13 protein-coding genes and 1 pseudogene are annotated in these 14,508 nt (G+C 55.4%); 9 read left to right on the top strand and 5 right to left on the bottom strand.

The features are described from left to right. Positions 1-66 precede the first annotated feature (66 nt). Complete coding sequence (locus Hhyl2_RS14805) at positions 67-1,098, bottom strand: DUF1616 domain-containing protein (RefSeq protein WP_483551540.1); 1,032 nt, start codon at positions 1,096-1,098, stop codon at positions 67-69. A 133-nt stretch (positions 1,099-1,231) separates the two neighbouring features. On the opposite strand from Hhyl2_RS14805, the gene Hhyl2_RS14800 reads away from it, so the two are divergent. The 3 genes from Hhyl2_RS14800 (at position 1,232) to Hhyl2_RS14790 (ending at position 3,641) form a co-directional block, all read left to right on the top strand. Continuing rightward, positions 1,232-2,659 (top strand): DUF58 domain-containing protein, encoded by a 1,428-nt coding sequence (locus Hhyl2_RS14800; RefSeq protein ID WP_483551539.1) that lies wholly within the window; start codon positions 1,232-1,234, stop codon positions 2,657-2,659. Continuing rightward, entirely contained in the window at positions 2,656-3,201 is a 546-nt protein-coding gene (locus Hhyl2_RS14795) for a hypothetical protein (RefSeq protein WP_483551538.1), read from the top strand. Before Hhyl2_RS14800 ends, Hhyl2_RS14795 begins: the two co-directional genes overlap by 4 nt. Positions 3,202-3,296: 95 nt before the next feature. Further along, the gene (locus Hhyl2_RS14790; protein ID WP_483551537.1) at positions 3,297-3,641 is read left to right on the top strand and encodes a hypothetical protein; all 345 of its coding nucleotides are present in this window, start codon (positions 3,297-3,299) and stop codon (positions 3,639-3,641) included. A gap of 78 nt (positions 3,642-3,719) precedes the next feature. On the opposite strand, the pseudogene Hhyl2_RS14785 reads toward Hhyl2_RS14790, so the two are convergent. Further along, positions 3,720-4,354 (bottom strand): annotated as a pseudogene (locus tag Hhyl2_RS14785) (RNA-guided endonuclease TnpB family protein); the annotation flags it as partial. A gap of 10 nt (positions 4,355-4,364) precedes the next feature. Next, on the bottom strand, positions 4,365-5,000 hold the full coding sequence (locus Hhyl2_RS14780) for an IS6 family transposase (RefSeq protein WP_483551536.1): 636 nt from the start codon (positions 4,998-5,000) through the stop codon (positions 4,365-4,367). 266 nt (positions 5,001-5,266) lie between these two features. Here Hhyl2_RS14780 and Hhyl2_RS14775 point away from each other — a divergent pair, with 266 nt between their 5' ends. Continuing rightward, entirely contained in the window at positions 5,267-6,265 is a 999-nt protein-coding gene (locus Hhyl2_RS14775) for an IS110 family RNA-guided transposase (RefSeq protein WP_483551535.1), read from the top strand. Positions 6,266-6,428: 163 nt separating this feature from the next. Next, complete coding sequence (locus tag Hhyl2_RS14770; protein WP_483551534.1) at positions 6,429-7,103, top strand: IS6 family transposase; 675 nt, start codon at positions 6,429-6,431, stop codon at positions 7,101-7,103. Positions 7,104-7,232: 129 nt separating this feature from the next. On the opposite strand, the gene Hhyl2_RS14765 is transcribed toward Hhyl2_RS14770, so the two are convergent. After that, entirely contained in the window at positions 7,233-8,507 is a 1,275-nt protein-coding gene (locus tag Hhyl2_RS14765) for an IS4 family transposase (protein WP_483551533.1), read from the bottom strand. 151 nt (positions 8,508-8,658) lie between these two features. Between Hhyl2_RS14765 and Hhyl2_RS14760 the strand changes: the two genes are divergently transcribed. The 3 genes from Hhyl2_RS14760 to Hhyl2_RS14750 all read left to right on the top strand — a co-directional run bounded on the left by Hhyl2_RS14760 (position 8,659) and on the right by Hhyl2_RS14750 (position 11,474). Next, entirely contained in the window at positions 8,659-9,825 is a 1,167-nt protein-coding gene (locus tag Hhyl2_RS14760) for an ISH3 family transposase (protein ID WP_483551532.1), read from the top strand. Positions 9,826-10,119: 294 nt separating this feature from the next. After that, positions 10,120-10,398 (top strand): DUF8044 family membrane protein, encoded by a 279-nt coding sequence (locus Hhyl2_RS14755; protein WP_483551531.1) that lies wholly within the window; start codon positions 10,120-10,122, stop codon positions 10,396-10,398. Next, positions 10,395-11,474 carry a DUF4350 domain-containing protein gene (locus Hhyl2_RS14750; protein WP_483551530.1) on the top strand — a complete coding sequence of 360 codons (1,080 nt, stop codon included), beginning with the start codon at positions 10,395-10,397 and terminating at the stop codon, positions 11,472-11,474. Before Hhyl2_RS14755 ends, Hhyl2_RS14750 begins: the two co-directional genes overlap by 4 nt. Positions 11,475-11,508: 34 nt before the next feature. Here Hhyl2_RS14750 and Hhyl2_RS14745 read toward each other — a convergent pair whose 3' ends face one another. After that, positions 11,509-12,387 carry a DUF7982 domain-containing protein gene (locus Hhyl2_RS14745; protein WP_483551529.1) on the bottom strand — a complete coding sequence of 293 codons (879 nt, stop codon included), beginning with the start codon at positions 12,385-12,387 and terminating at the stop codon, positions 11,509-11,511. 193 nt (positions 12,388-12,580) lie between these two features. Here Hhyl2_RS14745 and Hhyl2_RS14740 point away from each other — a divergent pair, with 193 nt between their 5' ends. Beyond that, positions 12,581-14,500, top strand: coding sequence for a VWA domain-containing protein (locus Hhyl2_RS14740; protein ID WP_483551528.1), 1,920 nt, complete (start codon positions 12,581-12,583; stop codon positions 14,498-14,500). Positions 14,501-14,508: the final 8 nt, after the last annotated feature.

Here is a 14,508-nt window from a genome sequence, read left to right as displayed (position 1 = left end):
AGTTATGCAATAGTGGTTTCGTCATCCCGCTTCGATACAACACTCGAATTTGTTGGCTATCATATTTCAGGCAGTCACGTTTACCCACAGGTGCAGTTCTCGATATGCTGCCGATCGGTTCAGGGGTGTCGGTGGGTTCCCGCGGTAGAGGAGATACTGCAGTCGTAGATTCGATCCGGTCAGTTGTGGGGTGACTTTGTGCTGGCGGTGCCACGTCTCGTTGTGAATAAGGGACGGCCGGAACTGGTGTAACTCCTCAGACTCTCGGATACGCGTATCGTTGTCGACAACCTCTATTCGCTGGAGTTCCACGAGCACTATGTAGTTCACCCGTTCGTGCTGCTGGTTTCCGACCCCAACGGTCAACTGGTGGCTCTCACCACGCTGCAGTTCGGTCGGATATCCATCTGCGACCAATGCGCCGGTTTCGTTTTCCGTAAGCAAGTAAAACTCCGAAAAGGACTCTCCCTGTTGTGACACGTCAACTGCAAAGCCGACGCTTCCAACCGCCAGTAACACACTCACACTCAATACGAGTCCAACTTTCAGAGCCGCGTCAGCCTGTGAGTCTGGTTCGAGAAGTTCATTTTTGCCAGCCTCGAGCCACTCTCGATATGGGACCCGATATTGCTCTTCGGGCGGAAGCTCTCGACGACGGGACATAGTGACAGCAGTCAGAACAATCGTCACGCCACTCACAGCAACCATAATCGGTACCAGACGGATGCCCCACGGCGTGAAATTCAGGACCAGCCCTATAAACGGGGTTATGGCAATACTCAGTCCGAAGGATAGCGCAACCCGTTCGATACCGTCGATACCTCGGGACTGGTCAGTCGTCTCGCTGGTTTCTTCTTCGTCATCCAACTGTTCTGGCGAGCGTCCCTGCTCCGGAAACAGGGCTGCAATCAGCGCATAGCCGGGAACAATCAGCACGAACGGTAATCCGACGATGATGCGGAGCGGCGTCTCACGAACGATCGGGAGGAAGACAGCCGCATTCGTCACGACAACAAGAATGAGAACGGCAGTAAGATCGACGGGAATCCGACTGGCTATGTCGACGAAGAACACCCACGGTTTCCGTCGGTTAGGCATACACCATCTGTAGCTGTTGCCAAGTAAAAAAGCCGCGGTGACGGCCAATCGATTTCCTGCAAAGTATTCATGGTAGCTACACAGCCTCGTAAGTCCAACCGATTTAACTGCCACTCGTGCGTCTTAAGAATAAATGAAGGTAACGCGCCGATACTGGGTGACACTCGGGCTGGCTGCAGTGCTGTGTCTGTGGGCGGTCGTCCTCAACCGGACGGTACTGCTCGTCGGGGCAGCGAGCCTGCTCGGGTGGCTCCTCGCTCGACAGTATCGGTATGTTCGATCGACGACTGCGGTCGTCGATAGTCTGACTGTTGACGAGCAACTTGATCGGACACGAGTGACTGCCGGTGAGACGACACCAGGAACGCTCAGGGTCGAATCTGGATCGCAGTCAGGAGTGTCAGTTCAGGTTATTCTCCAGCCGCCGCTTGCCAGCAACACGACCGGTGCTTCCTGCACCCTCGGTCCCGACGACGAATCTCGAGAGTCTTCATTCGAGGTGGCGTGGCCGGTCGCTGGGCAGTTCAAGTTCGACCCTCCAAAGGTGACGGTTACCGACACACTGGGTCTGTTCCGCCAGACGACGACCATCGAATCCCACCTCAGGATCACCGTTGAATCACGCGCACCGCGCGATATTCATGTTGGCGAAGGGGGAGAGCGAATCGCGACAGGATTCGGTGAACACGAGGCCGGTCGTACTGGCGGGGGGGTGACGCCAGCAGAAGTTCGTCAGTATGTCCCGGGGGATACGATCCAGCAAATCGACTGGAAGGCGACAGCACGGCTGGCTAACCTCCACGTGCGAGAATTCGAAGCCGAAACTGATCTCGAAACAGCGCTCATTTTCGATCACCGGAGCAGTATGGGAACGGGGCCGGACGGTGAGACGAAACTGGACTTCGCACGACAGGTTTCCCTGGGGCTTGTCGATAGCGCACGTGAGCTCGGAGACCCACTGAGTTGGTACAGCGTCACCGATGACGGATTGCTCCATGCGGTTGGGCGAGGTGCTGAGGAAGAGCACTATCGAGCGATAACTGAGAGTGTTCGTTCGCTGACGCCCCTCGATGGTCTTGGTACCGACTACACTGAGGGAACGATTGATCCCGCGCGAGCTCGGCGAACAGCGGGCCAACTGGATGGCGAGAGTGCCTTCGAGACAGCACTGCACCCGTTCTTTGCCTCCTCGGATACCTACGTACAGCGAATTGCCGACCAACCGTTGTTTGCCAGTGTCGAAACGATCACAGGCAGACTTGAGGGAACGGTCCGGACCATCATTATCACGGACGACTCCAATCGAACAGAACTCCGTGAAGCCGTCAAAGCCGCTCATCGTGGGGGCGGTCAGGTGGTCGTCTTTGTGACGCCGAGTGTTCTGTTCGAGAAAACATCAGTGGGCAATCTGGACGACGCCTATCGTCGCTATACGGAGTTCGAAGACTTTCGGCGGAGCCTGGCATCGCTCTCGGGCGTCAGTGCATACGAGGTCGGGCCGAGCGATCAGTTAGCGGCTATCTTATCGGCTGGGAAACAACAGCGGAGTGCCGCTCAATGAGCAAAGAATCCGACCGAACTCGCATGCAAGCCGATAGCCAGCACGCGCAGTCGGGCAACAATTCGTTCTCAGCTGGTGTTCTTCGCTGGTCAACGGAACCGAGTTGGGGACGCTGGCTTGCACTTGGTGTGACGCTTGCAGCATCCTGGTGGCTTGGGGAGCTTGTCGGCGTGGGAGTGTGGACTGTCATGGCTGTCGGATTGTTCTTACTACCGACTGTCGCCGTGGTCGTGGTTGGGTACCTCGGACTGGTCGTTCTCATCCCGGTAAATCCTGGACTGCTACAGATCGCTGTCGGAGTAGCTGGTGTCTCGGTACTTCTGCTGGCTGACTTGCTCGAAGGGACTACATCGGTCAGTTCTCTGTTGGTGTTTGTCTTTGCCTTCGGAGGACTTGTGGCGATGGCTATCCTTCTTAGTAGTGTGGGAAGTATTCCTATTGTGATAGCCGTAGTGTTTGGACTCTTCGGGATCGTGTCCTATTATCTCCACTGGAGCGTAGAATACGAAATCGGCGAACGCGAACTCTCGGTAGAATCTTAGAGAGGGAAGACTGGAACAGATATAATAATGTTCCACTTTCGCAGCCGATCAGCTCAATACTGAGGTTATTGTTATCAAATGGATTTCAAAAATGGATGTTAGTTTCAAATGAGGGTGCTATCTTTGTCGATAGTATCTGGATAGTTGTGGATTTAATGAGAAAACCCTTCTTTCTATCTGAAATGGATATACGCGGCGCAGGAAGGTTCTACGGAACTGCCGAGAGTGAAAAATTTGATTTTGATGTGTATATTTCTCGGAATCAAGAGCGAGAAATGGTTAACGTACCAAAACATCGTTTCAGTCCCCGCAAAAGGAGGTTTATACCCGGTGCACCATCGAAAACCCACAGGGCGATGGCGATAAAAAAAGAGGCCAAACTCAGCGACAACCCGAGATGTGGGTTCGATGGCTGCAAAGCGACATCCTCCGCGCCGTGAATGGAGAGAGATCGGAGATCCCTCAGGCAACCGGGCTTCGCCCGGCGACGGCGCGGCTTCCCTGCGTGGGAATACCAGCTAGTCGCTAGCAGTGGGTTTCGACCCGAACTCACTGAGCGTCATTTGCTCTAATTGGCTCTGCTCACTGTGGGTCGTGGTGCTGTCACAGGCACTCCCATCCCGAGACGAGTCGTTGCCTGCCGGTTTCAGCGGCACGCTCTCTCCCCTCGGGTCTGCCCACTGTGCGATATTTATCGCGCCGTTTATGTCGCCCTCGAACGTCGTGACGTGACACACATCGTGCGTACAGAGGAACTCTCCGCCAATGTCTCGATAGCCGATGTGACCGCATTCGTGGCACGTCTGCGACGTGTACGCCGCATTGACGTACATCGTTGGGATTCCCACATCGCTGGCTTTGTCCTCGATACGGTCCTGCAATCGAGCGAAAGCCCATGCGTGGAGCCGTCGGTTCATGAATTTTCCGCAGTCCAGCGACTCGCGGATGTACGACAGGTCCTCCATCACGATTACGGGGGCCTCGAATTCACGGGCGTACTCGACAGCCTGTCGAGATGCCTTCTCGACAATATCAGTGGGGCATTCTGGTAGTGGTTGAATCGTTCGTCTATCCGCCACTTGGAGGCGTCTCGCTCTTGCAGGCGTTTCAGCGTGGTGCGCATCTCCTTACGGAAATGCTTTACGCGGCTCCCGTGGTAGTGTTTAGTTTGGAGCATTGTGCCAGCGAGCGAAACTCTGGAGCCAGGTTTCGGCTGTGTTCGGTTCGACGTGGCTGAAGCAGTTCGAAAACGACGAGGTTCGTCGTTTTAGCTCTCGAAAAATCCGCTCGACAGCGTTCCGATTTCCGTGGCGACACATCTGAAATCGGAGGCCAGCTCGTTGCAGGGCAGTTTGGAGATGTTGAGCACCATCGACGAGAAATTCAGCGTTTTCGACCTCGTGTTTTTGCCGCAGTTCGTTGAGAAAGATTTCGGTGAGAGCAGTGGTTGTCGTCGCAAACAACCGGACGTGAAGCAGTTGATTCGTTTCTGGGTTAGCGGCGGCGTACAGCCAATATTGCTGGTCGTTGATCCGAATCACTGTTTCGTCGAGCGCGATCTGATTCGGTTCTTTCCCAGATTCTGGCTGTAGATCGGCCTTCTGGACCCAATCGTGGATCGCTTTTCTCGACCGTTGGACACCCAAGCAGTCGAGTAATTCAACGGTATTCGACAGTGAAAGGCCCGCAACGTGCGATTGAATACCCAGCGCCATCGCTGGCTCGGGTGTCCGCTCGCGCTCCACAAAATCCAAATTAATCCACTCTCTATGACCAGTGAGGCGGGCGATTTCTGCCATGAACCAGCAAGAAATTCTCCCGCCTCACTTTTGACGCTTAACTGACTCGATGGAAATTCTGCTATCCCATGAGAGCGTGGAACAAGATATGGGACGCAAGAGACCGATCCGTGTTTCGTGCCGTCGAGCACGTTTAACTGACTGGTCCAAGTGCGTAAGAAGCCGAGGCTTGGGCGCTACAGCCCGGATGCCGCGGGGCGCGGCATCCGGGAAAGCCCGCATAGGTGAATCTCTGTTTCACGCACTGACGTCCCGGAGTGAGATCAATGTACCTTGGAATTGATATTCACAAGCGGCACGCACAGGTGGCAGTGATGGACGAAGCCGGTGAGATCGTCGAAGAGGTTCGCGTCCAGAACGCGAACCTCGACGACCTCGCCAAGCGGTATGCTGGTGCCGAGGCCGTCATCGAAGCGACCACCAATTACTACCACATCCACGATACGCTGTCGGAACATTTGGATGTGACTGTTGCCCATCCAGGCAAACTCACGCTAATCGCAAACGCGGACAAGAAGACTGGTCGCGTCGATGCAAAAGAGCTGGCGCGGATGGGTCGGTTAGATTCAGTCCCGGAGAGTTACGTTCCGACCAACGAGATCAGGGAAGCCCGCGCACTCGTGCGCGGGCGGCAGAAACTGGTCGAGAATCGGACCGACTACGCCAACAAGATCCATGGACTGTTGTCTGATCATGGAATCACGCGAGACATCAAGCCGCTGAGTGTGTCGGGGCGAGAGTCCCTACGGGACCTCTCGCTCCCGACTCCCTGGGACGAGTTGTTAGCGTCGTATCTTGCGATGATCGAGACGCTTACCGAAGAAATTGAACGACTCGAAGCGACGATCGAAGAGCTTGCTGGGTCTCTGGAGGAGACCCAGCTGCTGATGACGATTCCAGGTGTGAGCTACTATTCAGCGCTGATGATCTACGCTGAAGTCGGCGAGATAGAGCGGTTTGATCGGGACAAAGAGGTCGTGAGTTACGCTGGATTGAACCCGGTGATCCGCGAGTCGGGCGACTCGCGGATCGAAGGTAGCATTTCGAAACGTGGATCTCGGCAGTTACGGTGGATCCTCGTCCAGTGTGCGCGTACAGCCGTCCACACGTGTAAAGACGAGTACCTGAAACAGTTCTACGATCGATTAGCGGGAAAGAAGGGATCGCAGAAAGCGATCGTCGCAACTGCTCGTAAGTTGCTGGTGTCTATCTTCCACATGCTCGACCGAGAGGAGGTGTATAACCCGCCAGGTGTGAGTGCCTGACCGCCGCCGGACCGGCGGCGGTCAGTGGCCAGGTCGCAGGACGCATCAGCCACAGCTACCGCAGACGATGTCTCTCGCCTGCTACTGATCGAGAACAGCATCAGCCTGTCGTCTGGCCATTTCCTAGATTTCGGGTCCAATCAGCGCAGCGGTGCAAAATATTATGTCGTCAACGGTGGTTTATTCAGGTAGCAGAATTTCCATAGGTAAACACCGCCACGAGCGCACTCCGACACCCGTCCGGCGATTTGGGGTGCGTCTCCACACGGCGGGGCTGTCGATCAGGGAGACGGGGGCGATCTTAGACCTGCTGGGTGTCGATCGTTCTCACGGTGCGGTCTGGAACTGGGTTCATACGCTGTCTGAAGCCCAGAGCAACCCGCCGACGGCATCGCCGTCGCGGGTCGCGGTCGAGGAGAAACAGATCAAGGTTGACGGCGAGAAAAAGTGGCTCTACGCCGCTATCGACACAGAGTCAAAATTACTGCTCGAAATCGACGTGTTCAGCCGCCGCGGAACTGACCCCGCGGCGGCATTCCTGCATCGGCTCACTCAGAAACACGATGTCGCCGATTCAGTGTTTCTCGTCGATGCTGGCGGCTATCTGACTGCCCTCTCACGTCACGATTTGAGCGGTCGGCTCGACTACCGAATCCGGAACCACATCGAAAAGTGGTTCCAGACTGTGACCATGCGAATCGACCGCTTTCATTCTTTCTGGCGGGGCAGTCAATCCAGCGCGGAACAGTGGCTACGACGCTTCAGACACCACTACAACCACGAACGACCGAACCAGGCACTCGACGGCCAAACGCCAGCTGACGAGATTCAGAACTAGACAGTGCCCTCGACAGCGATGTGTAACGTCCATAATGTCGCTAGTTGTCCACTCTGATTCAACAGCCCAGTAGCTGACACGTTGTAGGAGTGAAGCGGATGAATCAGTAATCTGATCATTCGTCTTTAGCTAAGACTCACACCTCGGTTGTGTAGCGGTAGCGAGCGTCTCTTGTAAGATCGGTCGTTGTTGGTGGATCTTCTGAGCATCCTCAATCAGCCGCTCCAGCAACGGCGGTGGCGAGTAGCCGAGGTACTCACCGAGTTCGTGGAGGATGAGCTGGGCGTGCGACCGGAAGGTCGCCGCCCAGCGTTCCGGCGGAAACACGAGCTCGTCGTCGGCCTGCTCGGTGACCAGATCCAACAACTCACGACTCACCAGCAGTGACAGCAACGCCGCGTACAGTAGAATCTTCACGACATCTGGGTTGCTCGTATCGAACTCGTCCAGTTCATACTGCGTCTTCAACTCACGGAACAGCGTTTCTACTTCCCATCGACACCGGTACAGCGTCGCTAGATCCGCCGGGAGAAACTCCTCTCGCGGCAGATTCGTGATATAGAGATGGTAGTCGTCGGCGTCCTCGTTGCGGACGCCGACGACGCGAAACCGCTTCGTGTCCAGCGACCGTGTGCCGTTGTACGGCCCGCGTTTGAACTCTGCCTCGACTTTTACGTCGATATACTTCCGCGAGAGATCATCGACCACGTCGTGGATCTGCTTGCCCTCCAAGGGAATGGCGCGGCCGCGCCATTCCCGTAATTCCGTCGTTATCACCGGATTCGCGTTCTGCTTCAGCCGACTCACGAAGTAGCCGTCGTTCTCGTCGATCAACGCGAAACGGCGGTACTTGAAGTACGCTCGATCGAACAGAACTAGCCGTCCTTGTAGCCACGATCCCGTCTTGAACAGCGTGCTGTCGTGCGTTTTCTCGTCCGTTACGTCGATCCGTTCAATTGTCTGGTCGGTGGCGTTGTGGAGCAGGTGGAGCTTCGCTCCAGCCTGCTCCTCGTGACGGGCTTGGAACTCATCAGAGAGGAACTCGTGCAACCGCAACACTGTTCCATCAGCGATCATCACGTCCCTGAATCGGTCGATATCAGCGTTAACAGCGTCTGGAACAGCGACCTCGTCGAACGCGGCCTCGACGAGGTCGCGGAGATACTCTGCCAGCGTCGGTGTCAACCGGTGATAGAAGCCGCCAGAAGAGATTGGTTCGTCAGCTGTGGCGTTGTAGCAGCGTCTAAACCCAGCGAGTGTTCGGCTCTCGCCTGCGGCGAAGCCGAACACGAGCGCCCACACGAAGACAGGAATCTGAAGCTTGCCCTCTCGCTCGACCACGCCGAGTTCCTCGGCGTGCTCTTCGAGGAACTCGGAGGGAAACAGTGTAGTGAGCCGACGCATGATTCTCGATGAGGAGGCTCTGTTGGACACAGCTATCGCCTCCTCATTCCTCTCGAAAAGAAGCCTCGATAAGCCGCTGCTGTCACGCGGTTTGTCTCTTAGCTAAAGACGGATGGTAATCTGATTCATCCGCTGTCCGGATACACTCGTGATGAACGTCCCTTTGCTCAAGGAAGTTCTCACAGATCCGGACGAGTTCATTTCGAACGCCCAGTTGAAATCTCTTGCTCAGGAGGTGCTTGAGCTGGTTCCGATGCCAGGAATCGAGGGCTCGCCCCTCGATTCCGGCGAGATCATGGAGGTCGTTCTCCGTGCAGCTGTTGGGACAACCTCGGTCAACGGCGTCACGATCAACACAGAGAAGACGCCCAACAGAGAACCCATCATGGATTGGCTCCATACGCTCCAAAAAGAGCCGATGCTGGACGCTGTCAATGACATTCTCGCGTTGCTGGCGATGTCGGTTCTCGACCGCGATTGGTCGAGAACCGTCTGTATCGACTTCATGGACAACCCGTTCCACGGGACACCGGAGAGCGACGACGAGATCCGCCGGATGGCTGCTCGGGACGGGACAACGCAGTGTCATCGGTACTGTACGGCGTTCGTGATCGCGCAGGGAAAGCCGCTGACGCTGGCGGTTGAGCCAGTTGATGGCGAGCACGCGCTCGCCCGCGTCGAGTTGTACCCGTTCGACGTTGACCAGCTTCTCATGGATCGCGCAGCCTACGTCGGCGAGGTTATCGGCGTGCTTCGAGCAGTTGCACCGCCGGGCTTCCCGGTCAAGACCGGGAAGGTGTCGCTGCGGGAGAAACTTGCAGCGACAGCGTCGTACATGAGTGAAGAGACGATCTGTGAAGGAAAGGAGCACGAACAGATGTTTCCACTGGCGGTGAACGTCACTTACCAGAACGGTGATCGTGGGAAGTTTGGTGTGAAAACGACGGGATACGCGGCGTACGGTCTCGAAGACCGCACGCCGCGGCAAGTTGCAACGGACTATGACAAGCGCTCACAGGTTGAGAAGAGTTACGAGAAGTTCCGTGAGGCACGGGCCTTGACAACAACGCCATCGACGACAATTCGGCTCTTCTACGTGGGTGTTGGCTTTCTGTTAGAGCAGTTGTGGCTGGTGGTGCAGTGGGCGGTGCTCGCCCGGCCACGGCGTGGCGGGCGAGCACTCCCGGTTGGCTTCACGTTCGGTGATTCGTTTCTCCATGGGATCGAACGTGTGTTGGACGACGAGCTTGACTGGAAGACCAAGCATCGGACGAACGGGGAAGGACTGCCACCAGGTTACGAGCACGGGCTCGGGTGAGCCGCCTCGCTTCGGTCGAAGCGAGGCTGGCGGGGAGCAACAGCTGTCTTCTGAGCGGGGTTTGAGCGACGGCCACTGCGGAAAGCGACCAGATCTGTGACTGTTCTCTCAGTCTCCGTAATGCCAAAAGTGTAGTTCGTCTCGTTTCGGCATTCTCACCGTGTCAGACCAGCCTCTTGCTGCCGCCGCTATCGAGAGAGTGGACAACTAGCGACAGTATCCTTCCTTGTAGGCGGCAAGAGCATTCTGATCGAGCCGACAGCTACAAACCACTTCACAACAACCCTCGAATCAATGCCGACGCAACGGCGACAGCAGTTCGTGATCGGAAATCTTGCCTGGCAACTAGGCTCATTACTCGTCCTGGCCTTGGTCGGCTCGCTCTCGTTCGAGCTGTTCTTCGTCATCACGCTCATCGGCTTTCTGATCGTTACCGAGTTGACCTCCCCAAGCGCGGTAAGTCCAGCGTGGCGGCATCGACTCAAATGGCTGATCGGTCTTGGCTTGCTCGTACTCGCGTACATCGTCATTCGACGGATCCTGGTGAATCTGCTTCCAGGAGTGTTCTCATGAACCGGCCAGATATTTCATATCCACAGCTTCTGCTTGCCGGACTCGTGGTTACGCTCGGAGCTACAGCATTGATAGCCGCGGGAACCTCCTCCGCAACCCTTGGACCATACAACCCTGCCTGGGATGGAGTCTCCGAGATTCGGTCTGCAGCGGAGGCATCCGGTGCCCGCACAACAATCGCGCAAAACAGTAGTGCATACACTCCCGAGGAAGCAAATCAGACAATTGCGATCGTGCTTTCGCCGACGGAACCGTATACTGAGACATCGACCGCTAGCATCGAGTCCTTCGTGAGGAGTGGTGGAACATTGCTCGTGGCTGATGACTATGGGAATCACAGCAACGAGTTATTATCTGCCGTTGGCGCGGACGCGCGTATCGATGGCCGGCCACTGCGTGACGAACAGCGGGCCGGACCGAGTCCGGCATTCCCGCGCGCGGTTACCGTCCGCAATCATACGTATACCGAGGGTGTTGACGAACTCGAGTTGAACCATCCGAGTATCGTCAGACCGGGCACGGCGACGACGCTCGTCTCGTCATCGGAGTTCAGCTACGTCGATTCGAATCGCAACGGGAACCTTGACGCGAGCGAAACGCTGCGCGCTCGCTCGATCGTGACGGTCGAGTCTGTCGGCGCGGGGACAGTCTTGGCCGTCAGCGACCCAAGTATCTTCCTCAATGCGATGGTAGAGCGCGGCGACAACGGTGCGTTCCTCCAGGCGATTATCGAACCGCATACGGACGTCCTTCTGGACGTCTCTCATAGCGCGTCACCACCGCCACTCGTTGTCCTCCAGTTGTTCCTCCAAGATTCAGCGATGGTAGCGTTCGCGATTGGGGTGACGACAGTGCTGGTCATTGTCGGGGTATCCATCCCACTCAACATTGTCGAGCGGGTCCGAGAGTGGCAGGCGGTTTCGGCAGACACGCCGACGCTCTCAGCAGAGGATATCGCTGCGACAGTCAGCAAGCGCCATCCGGAGTGGGATGACGAGCGGGTCCAGCGTGTCACTGACAGACTCGTGGCGTACCGCCAAGGCAGGACTGGGGAAGAGCCCACCCGACGACCGTAAGTATGAGAGAAGTCGGTTGGGTGTCGATAGCTGCTCACCTATCGTCAGTTTCGTGTGGCTCCCAGCGGTAGGTGAGGAGATAGTCCGCACGGTCGTCAGTATCTGACGTGATCTCAATCGAGACAGGCGTCCCGAGTCCACGGGCCAGAGCGATGGCAAGTAGCGAGGCGATCGGGTGGTCGAATTGATCGAGCGGGCCGTAGACAGAGTCGGTGACGGCGACCGTGAGCTGATTCGACTCGACTCCCCCCTCTACGGACATCGCACGGGCCAGTTCAAGTTGTTCTACGATGGCGTCCCCGAATTGCTCGGCGATCGCCACTGGGGACGCGGCAACTGTCTCTCCAAGCGCCTCTTCCACAGAATGATACAACCGGCGGCCACTGGGGTCGACGGCCAAACCCAGCGGCCCCTCATCACCAGATGCGATGACCGTCCGTTCCAGTTGCTCGGATGACGGGACGTTGTCCGTATCGGACTGTGGGACGAATAGGCGAACACGCTCCCCATCCTGCGTCGGGACGTATTTGTGTTCTCCTGCGAGCCCCAGTTCACCAATCAATGCCGCTTCGTTTTCCGAGAGCGTAGCATAGACATCGCGGCCGACGTCGGCAGACACGAAACTCTCTGGCGTGATATAGAACGTCACAATCCCTCCGAAAAGACCGATGCCACCCAGACAGAACAGGACAGTCCCGAATGCCGGAATGAGAAATGCACCAGCAACGGCCAGGGCGCCAACCACCCCCAGGCCAAGCGCAGTTCTGCGGTACTGTGTCTGTTTGGCTCGCGTATACGAGTCCCTGAGCTTTCGGTTCTCCTCTGCGAGGAGTTCGAGTTGGGTTCGCAGTTCTGCAGGCGACTGTTCGGTCGCCTCCCCTTGCGTGCTATCGGTCTGTCTCTGCGTACTCATAGATTGAAGGAACGATATGATACAGGTATGGGTGGTTCATTTCAGCCCGAAATGAATGAGTGTGTCGCTTTGGTGGACACCGTATCTGATTGACGGAGGACTCAGGGAATATCAAGATATTGAGAAGGTATAAACCTGAGTCGTACCACGTACCGTGATACGGACGGAATTGTCTCTTGGGGGGGACTACAAAATGAGATCTATCAATGACTTCACGCAGGCACGGCTCGGCTCGGTTCCAGTGCGAGTTATCTCACAGATTGATCTGAGTTCGCCATTTCCCGAACTCAAGGTTACTGATGCACAGAATTGTGGATTTACTGTATATTTCACGTCGCGGGAGGCAGCCAAACGACTGTCATTCGAAGCTGATCGCTGGTATCGATTCACCGATTTACTCTATTTTTCAGACAGAAAACAAGGGCCGCAGTCGTGTCCGGACTGCGGCGGCCCGGTGTCTCCCTCGGATCCCGCTCTTACAGACGCGGTGAACCTCGTCCAGGAGGTCGACAAAGAGAACATCCTCGTTGCTATGGACACGGTGACGGTAGACCAATTAGAAGCGAACTGGATTCCGAAAGTAGACAGCACTACTGCAAGCCCAATTCACTGGGAATGCAAGGAATGCGGACGTGACAATATTACAGCCGAGAGCGAGACCAATACAACCAATGAAACGCTTGTTGATCGTATTACTGAGGGGTTAGAAGGTGCCCCAAACTCGACCCCTGAATCCTCGACATTACGTTCCTCGAATTTTTCATTGCGGTCGCAGATCGTCGAAGGAGAAGTACCAGATCCCGATGAAATAGATCTATCGTCGATTCTATCTAAACACGAATTTCCGACAACCGTTCGAGATCCGACCCAGATCGATTCGCTTGCTCCCACGGTTGATAGAGCTGCCCCCCGGAATCCGATTTCGAACGAGACAGAATGGTACTACAATGTGAATTTCAATGCGCGTTCGTTTGACTGGGCACGCGACCGGCCTACGCTTAATATCGTATTCGCAATCGACATCTCTGGGTCAATGGGGTCCAGTATAAATCAACGAAGCCGGATCGAGGAGGCCGATCAAGGCCAGAAACTTGCGGCTGTGGCAGATGTTATTTCCTCGTTCATACAACGGCTCAGTCCAGATGATAAAGTGGGTATCGTTTTGTTCAATACAAGCGCCCACATTGCACGACCAGTTCGTCCGGTTGAAGAAAACACACACGAACTGATACAGGAGAAGATGGAATCTACGTCGCCAGTCGGAAATACAAACATATTGACTGGATATAGGTGTGCAAAAGATCTTCTTCAAAACCATACAGACAGATATAAACCCAAATTAGAAAATAGAATCCTACTTTTGACCGACTCTCTACCAGGAATACGTGAAAAGAAAAATCCAGAATTCGCTCACCAATGCCAGTCAGCTTGGGAGTCAGGAATAGGCACAAGCTTTGTCGGGCTCTACCATCCGAAAGGGAATTTGGCTAGAAAAGTGTGTTCTGTGCATGGTTTCAATGCCGCCTATACAGATACGTATGCCGGACTGAAACGTCTGTTTGAACGGAATATCGATTCTCTCCTATTCCCTGTTGCGTACGATCTCACGATCCAAAGCACCTCGAAGGGGAACCTGGCAATACCCGAAGTAGAGAGTGACCCAATCCCAGGAGAAGGTGACTTCTATCGCCAGACAGTGTTTCCGGATGGGCCTACAGTGCAGTCTTTATCGAGTTTGCTTTTCCAGACAGATGACCGAATGTTCGATATCGAGATGACATGGCAAGATAGACACAGAAACAGGCAAGAGTGGTCCGAAACTGTAGAATTTGAATCATTGCAGGCAGACTCGTTTGATTCCACGGCCATCCGGAGTAAACTTGTGCTGGTTCGGTACTATCGGGTTTTGAGAAACTGGTGTATCGAAAACAACCGCCAGTCAGAATCTGTACGGTCCAGCGAGAAGCTGGAAAAGAATGATATGCTGATGGCTATTCGCCAAGTTCGAGACTACCTTGAGGCACAGGGTCATCAGGCCGGAAATAACTTCAAGGATGAAGCGGATGTCCTATCAGCGATACTTGCCAGCCACGGGTTTGAAGATCAATCCTGACAATGACG

The organism is Haloarcula sp. H-hyl2 (assembly GCF_056934385.1).
Note: the sequence above shows the minus strand (reverse complement) of the source record. Positions and strands in the feature narration are given on the sequence as shown.

Coding starts and splice junctions, on each gene's coding strand:
- Hhyl2_RS14780 (WP_483551536.1), bottom strand. CDS start 5,000: ATGGCAGAAATCGCCCGCCTCACTGGTCATAGAGAGTGGATTAATTTG.
- Hhyl2_RS14745 (WP_483551529.1), bottom strand. CDS start 12,387: ATGAGTACGCAGAGACAGACCGATAGCACGCAAGGGGAGGCGACCGAA.
- Hhyl2_RS14750 (WP_483551530.1), top strand. CDS start 10,395: ATGAACCGGCCAGATATTTCATATCCACAGCTTCTGCTTGCCGGACTC.
- Hhyl2_RS14770 (WP_483551534.1), top strand. CDS start 6,429: ATGTCGTCAACGGTGGTTTATTCAGGTAGCAGAATTTCCATAGGTAAA.
- Hhyl2_RS14740 (WP_483551528.1), top strand. CDS start 12,581: ATGAGATCTATCAATGACTTCACGCAGGCACGGCTCGGCTCGGTTCCA.
- Hhyl2_RS14790 (WP_483551537.1), top strand. CDS start 3,297: ATGTTAGTTTCAAATGAGGGTGCTATCTTTGTCGATAGTATCTGGATA.
- Hhyl2_RS14800 (WP_483551539.1), top strand. CDS start 1,232: ATGAAGGTAACGCGCCGATACTGGGTGACACTCGGGCTGGCTGCAGTG.
- Hhyl2_RS14795 (WP_483551538.1), top strand. CDS start 2,656: ATGAGCAAAGAATCCGACCGAACTCGCATGCAAGCCGATAGCCAGCAC.
- Hhyl2_RS14775 (WP_483551535.1), top strand. CDS start 5,267: ATGTACCTTGGAATTGATATTCACAAGCGGCACGCACAGGTGGCAGTG.
- Hhyl2_RS14765 (WP_483551533.1), bottom strand. CDS start 8,507: ATGCGTCGGCTCACTACACTGTTTCCCTCCGAGTTCCTCGAAGAGCAC.
- Hhyl2_RS14760 (WP_483551532.1), top strand. CDS start 8,659: ATGAACGTCCCTTTGCTCAAGGAAGTTCTCACAGATCCGGACGAGTTC.
- Hhyl2_RS14805 (WP_483551540.1), bottom strand. CDS start 1,098: ATGCCTAACCGACGGAAACCGTGGGTGTTCTTCGTCGACATAGCCAGT.
- Hhyl2_RS14755 (WP_483551531.1), top strand. CDS start 10,120: ATGCCGACGCAACGGCGACAGCAGTTCGTGATCGGAAATCTTGCCTGG.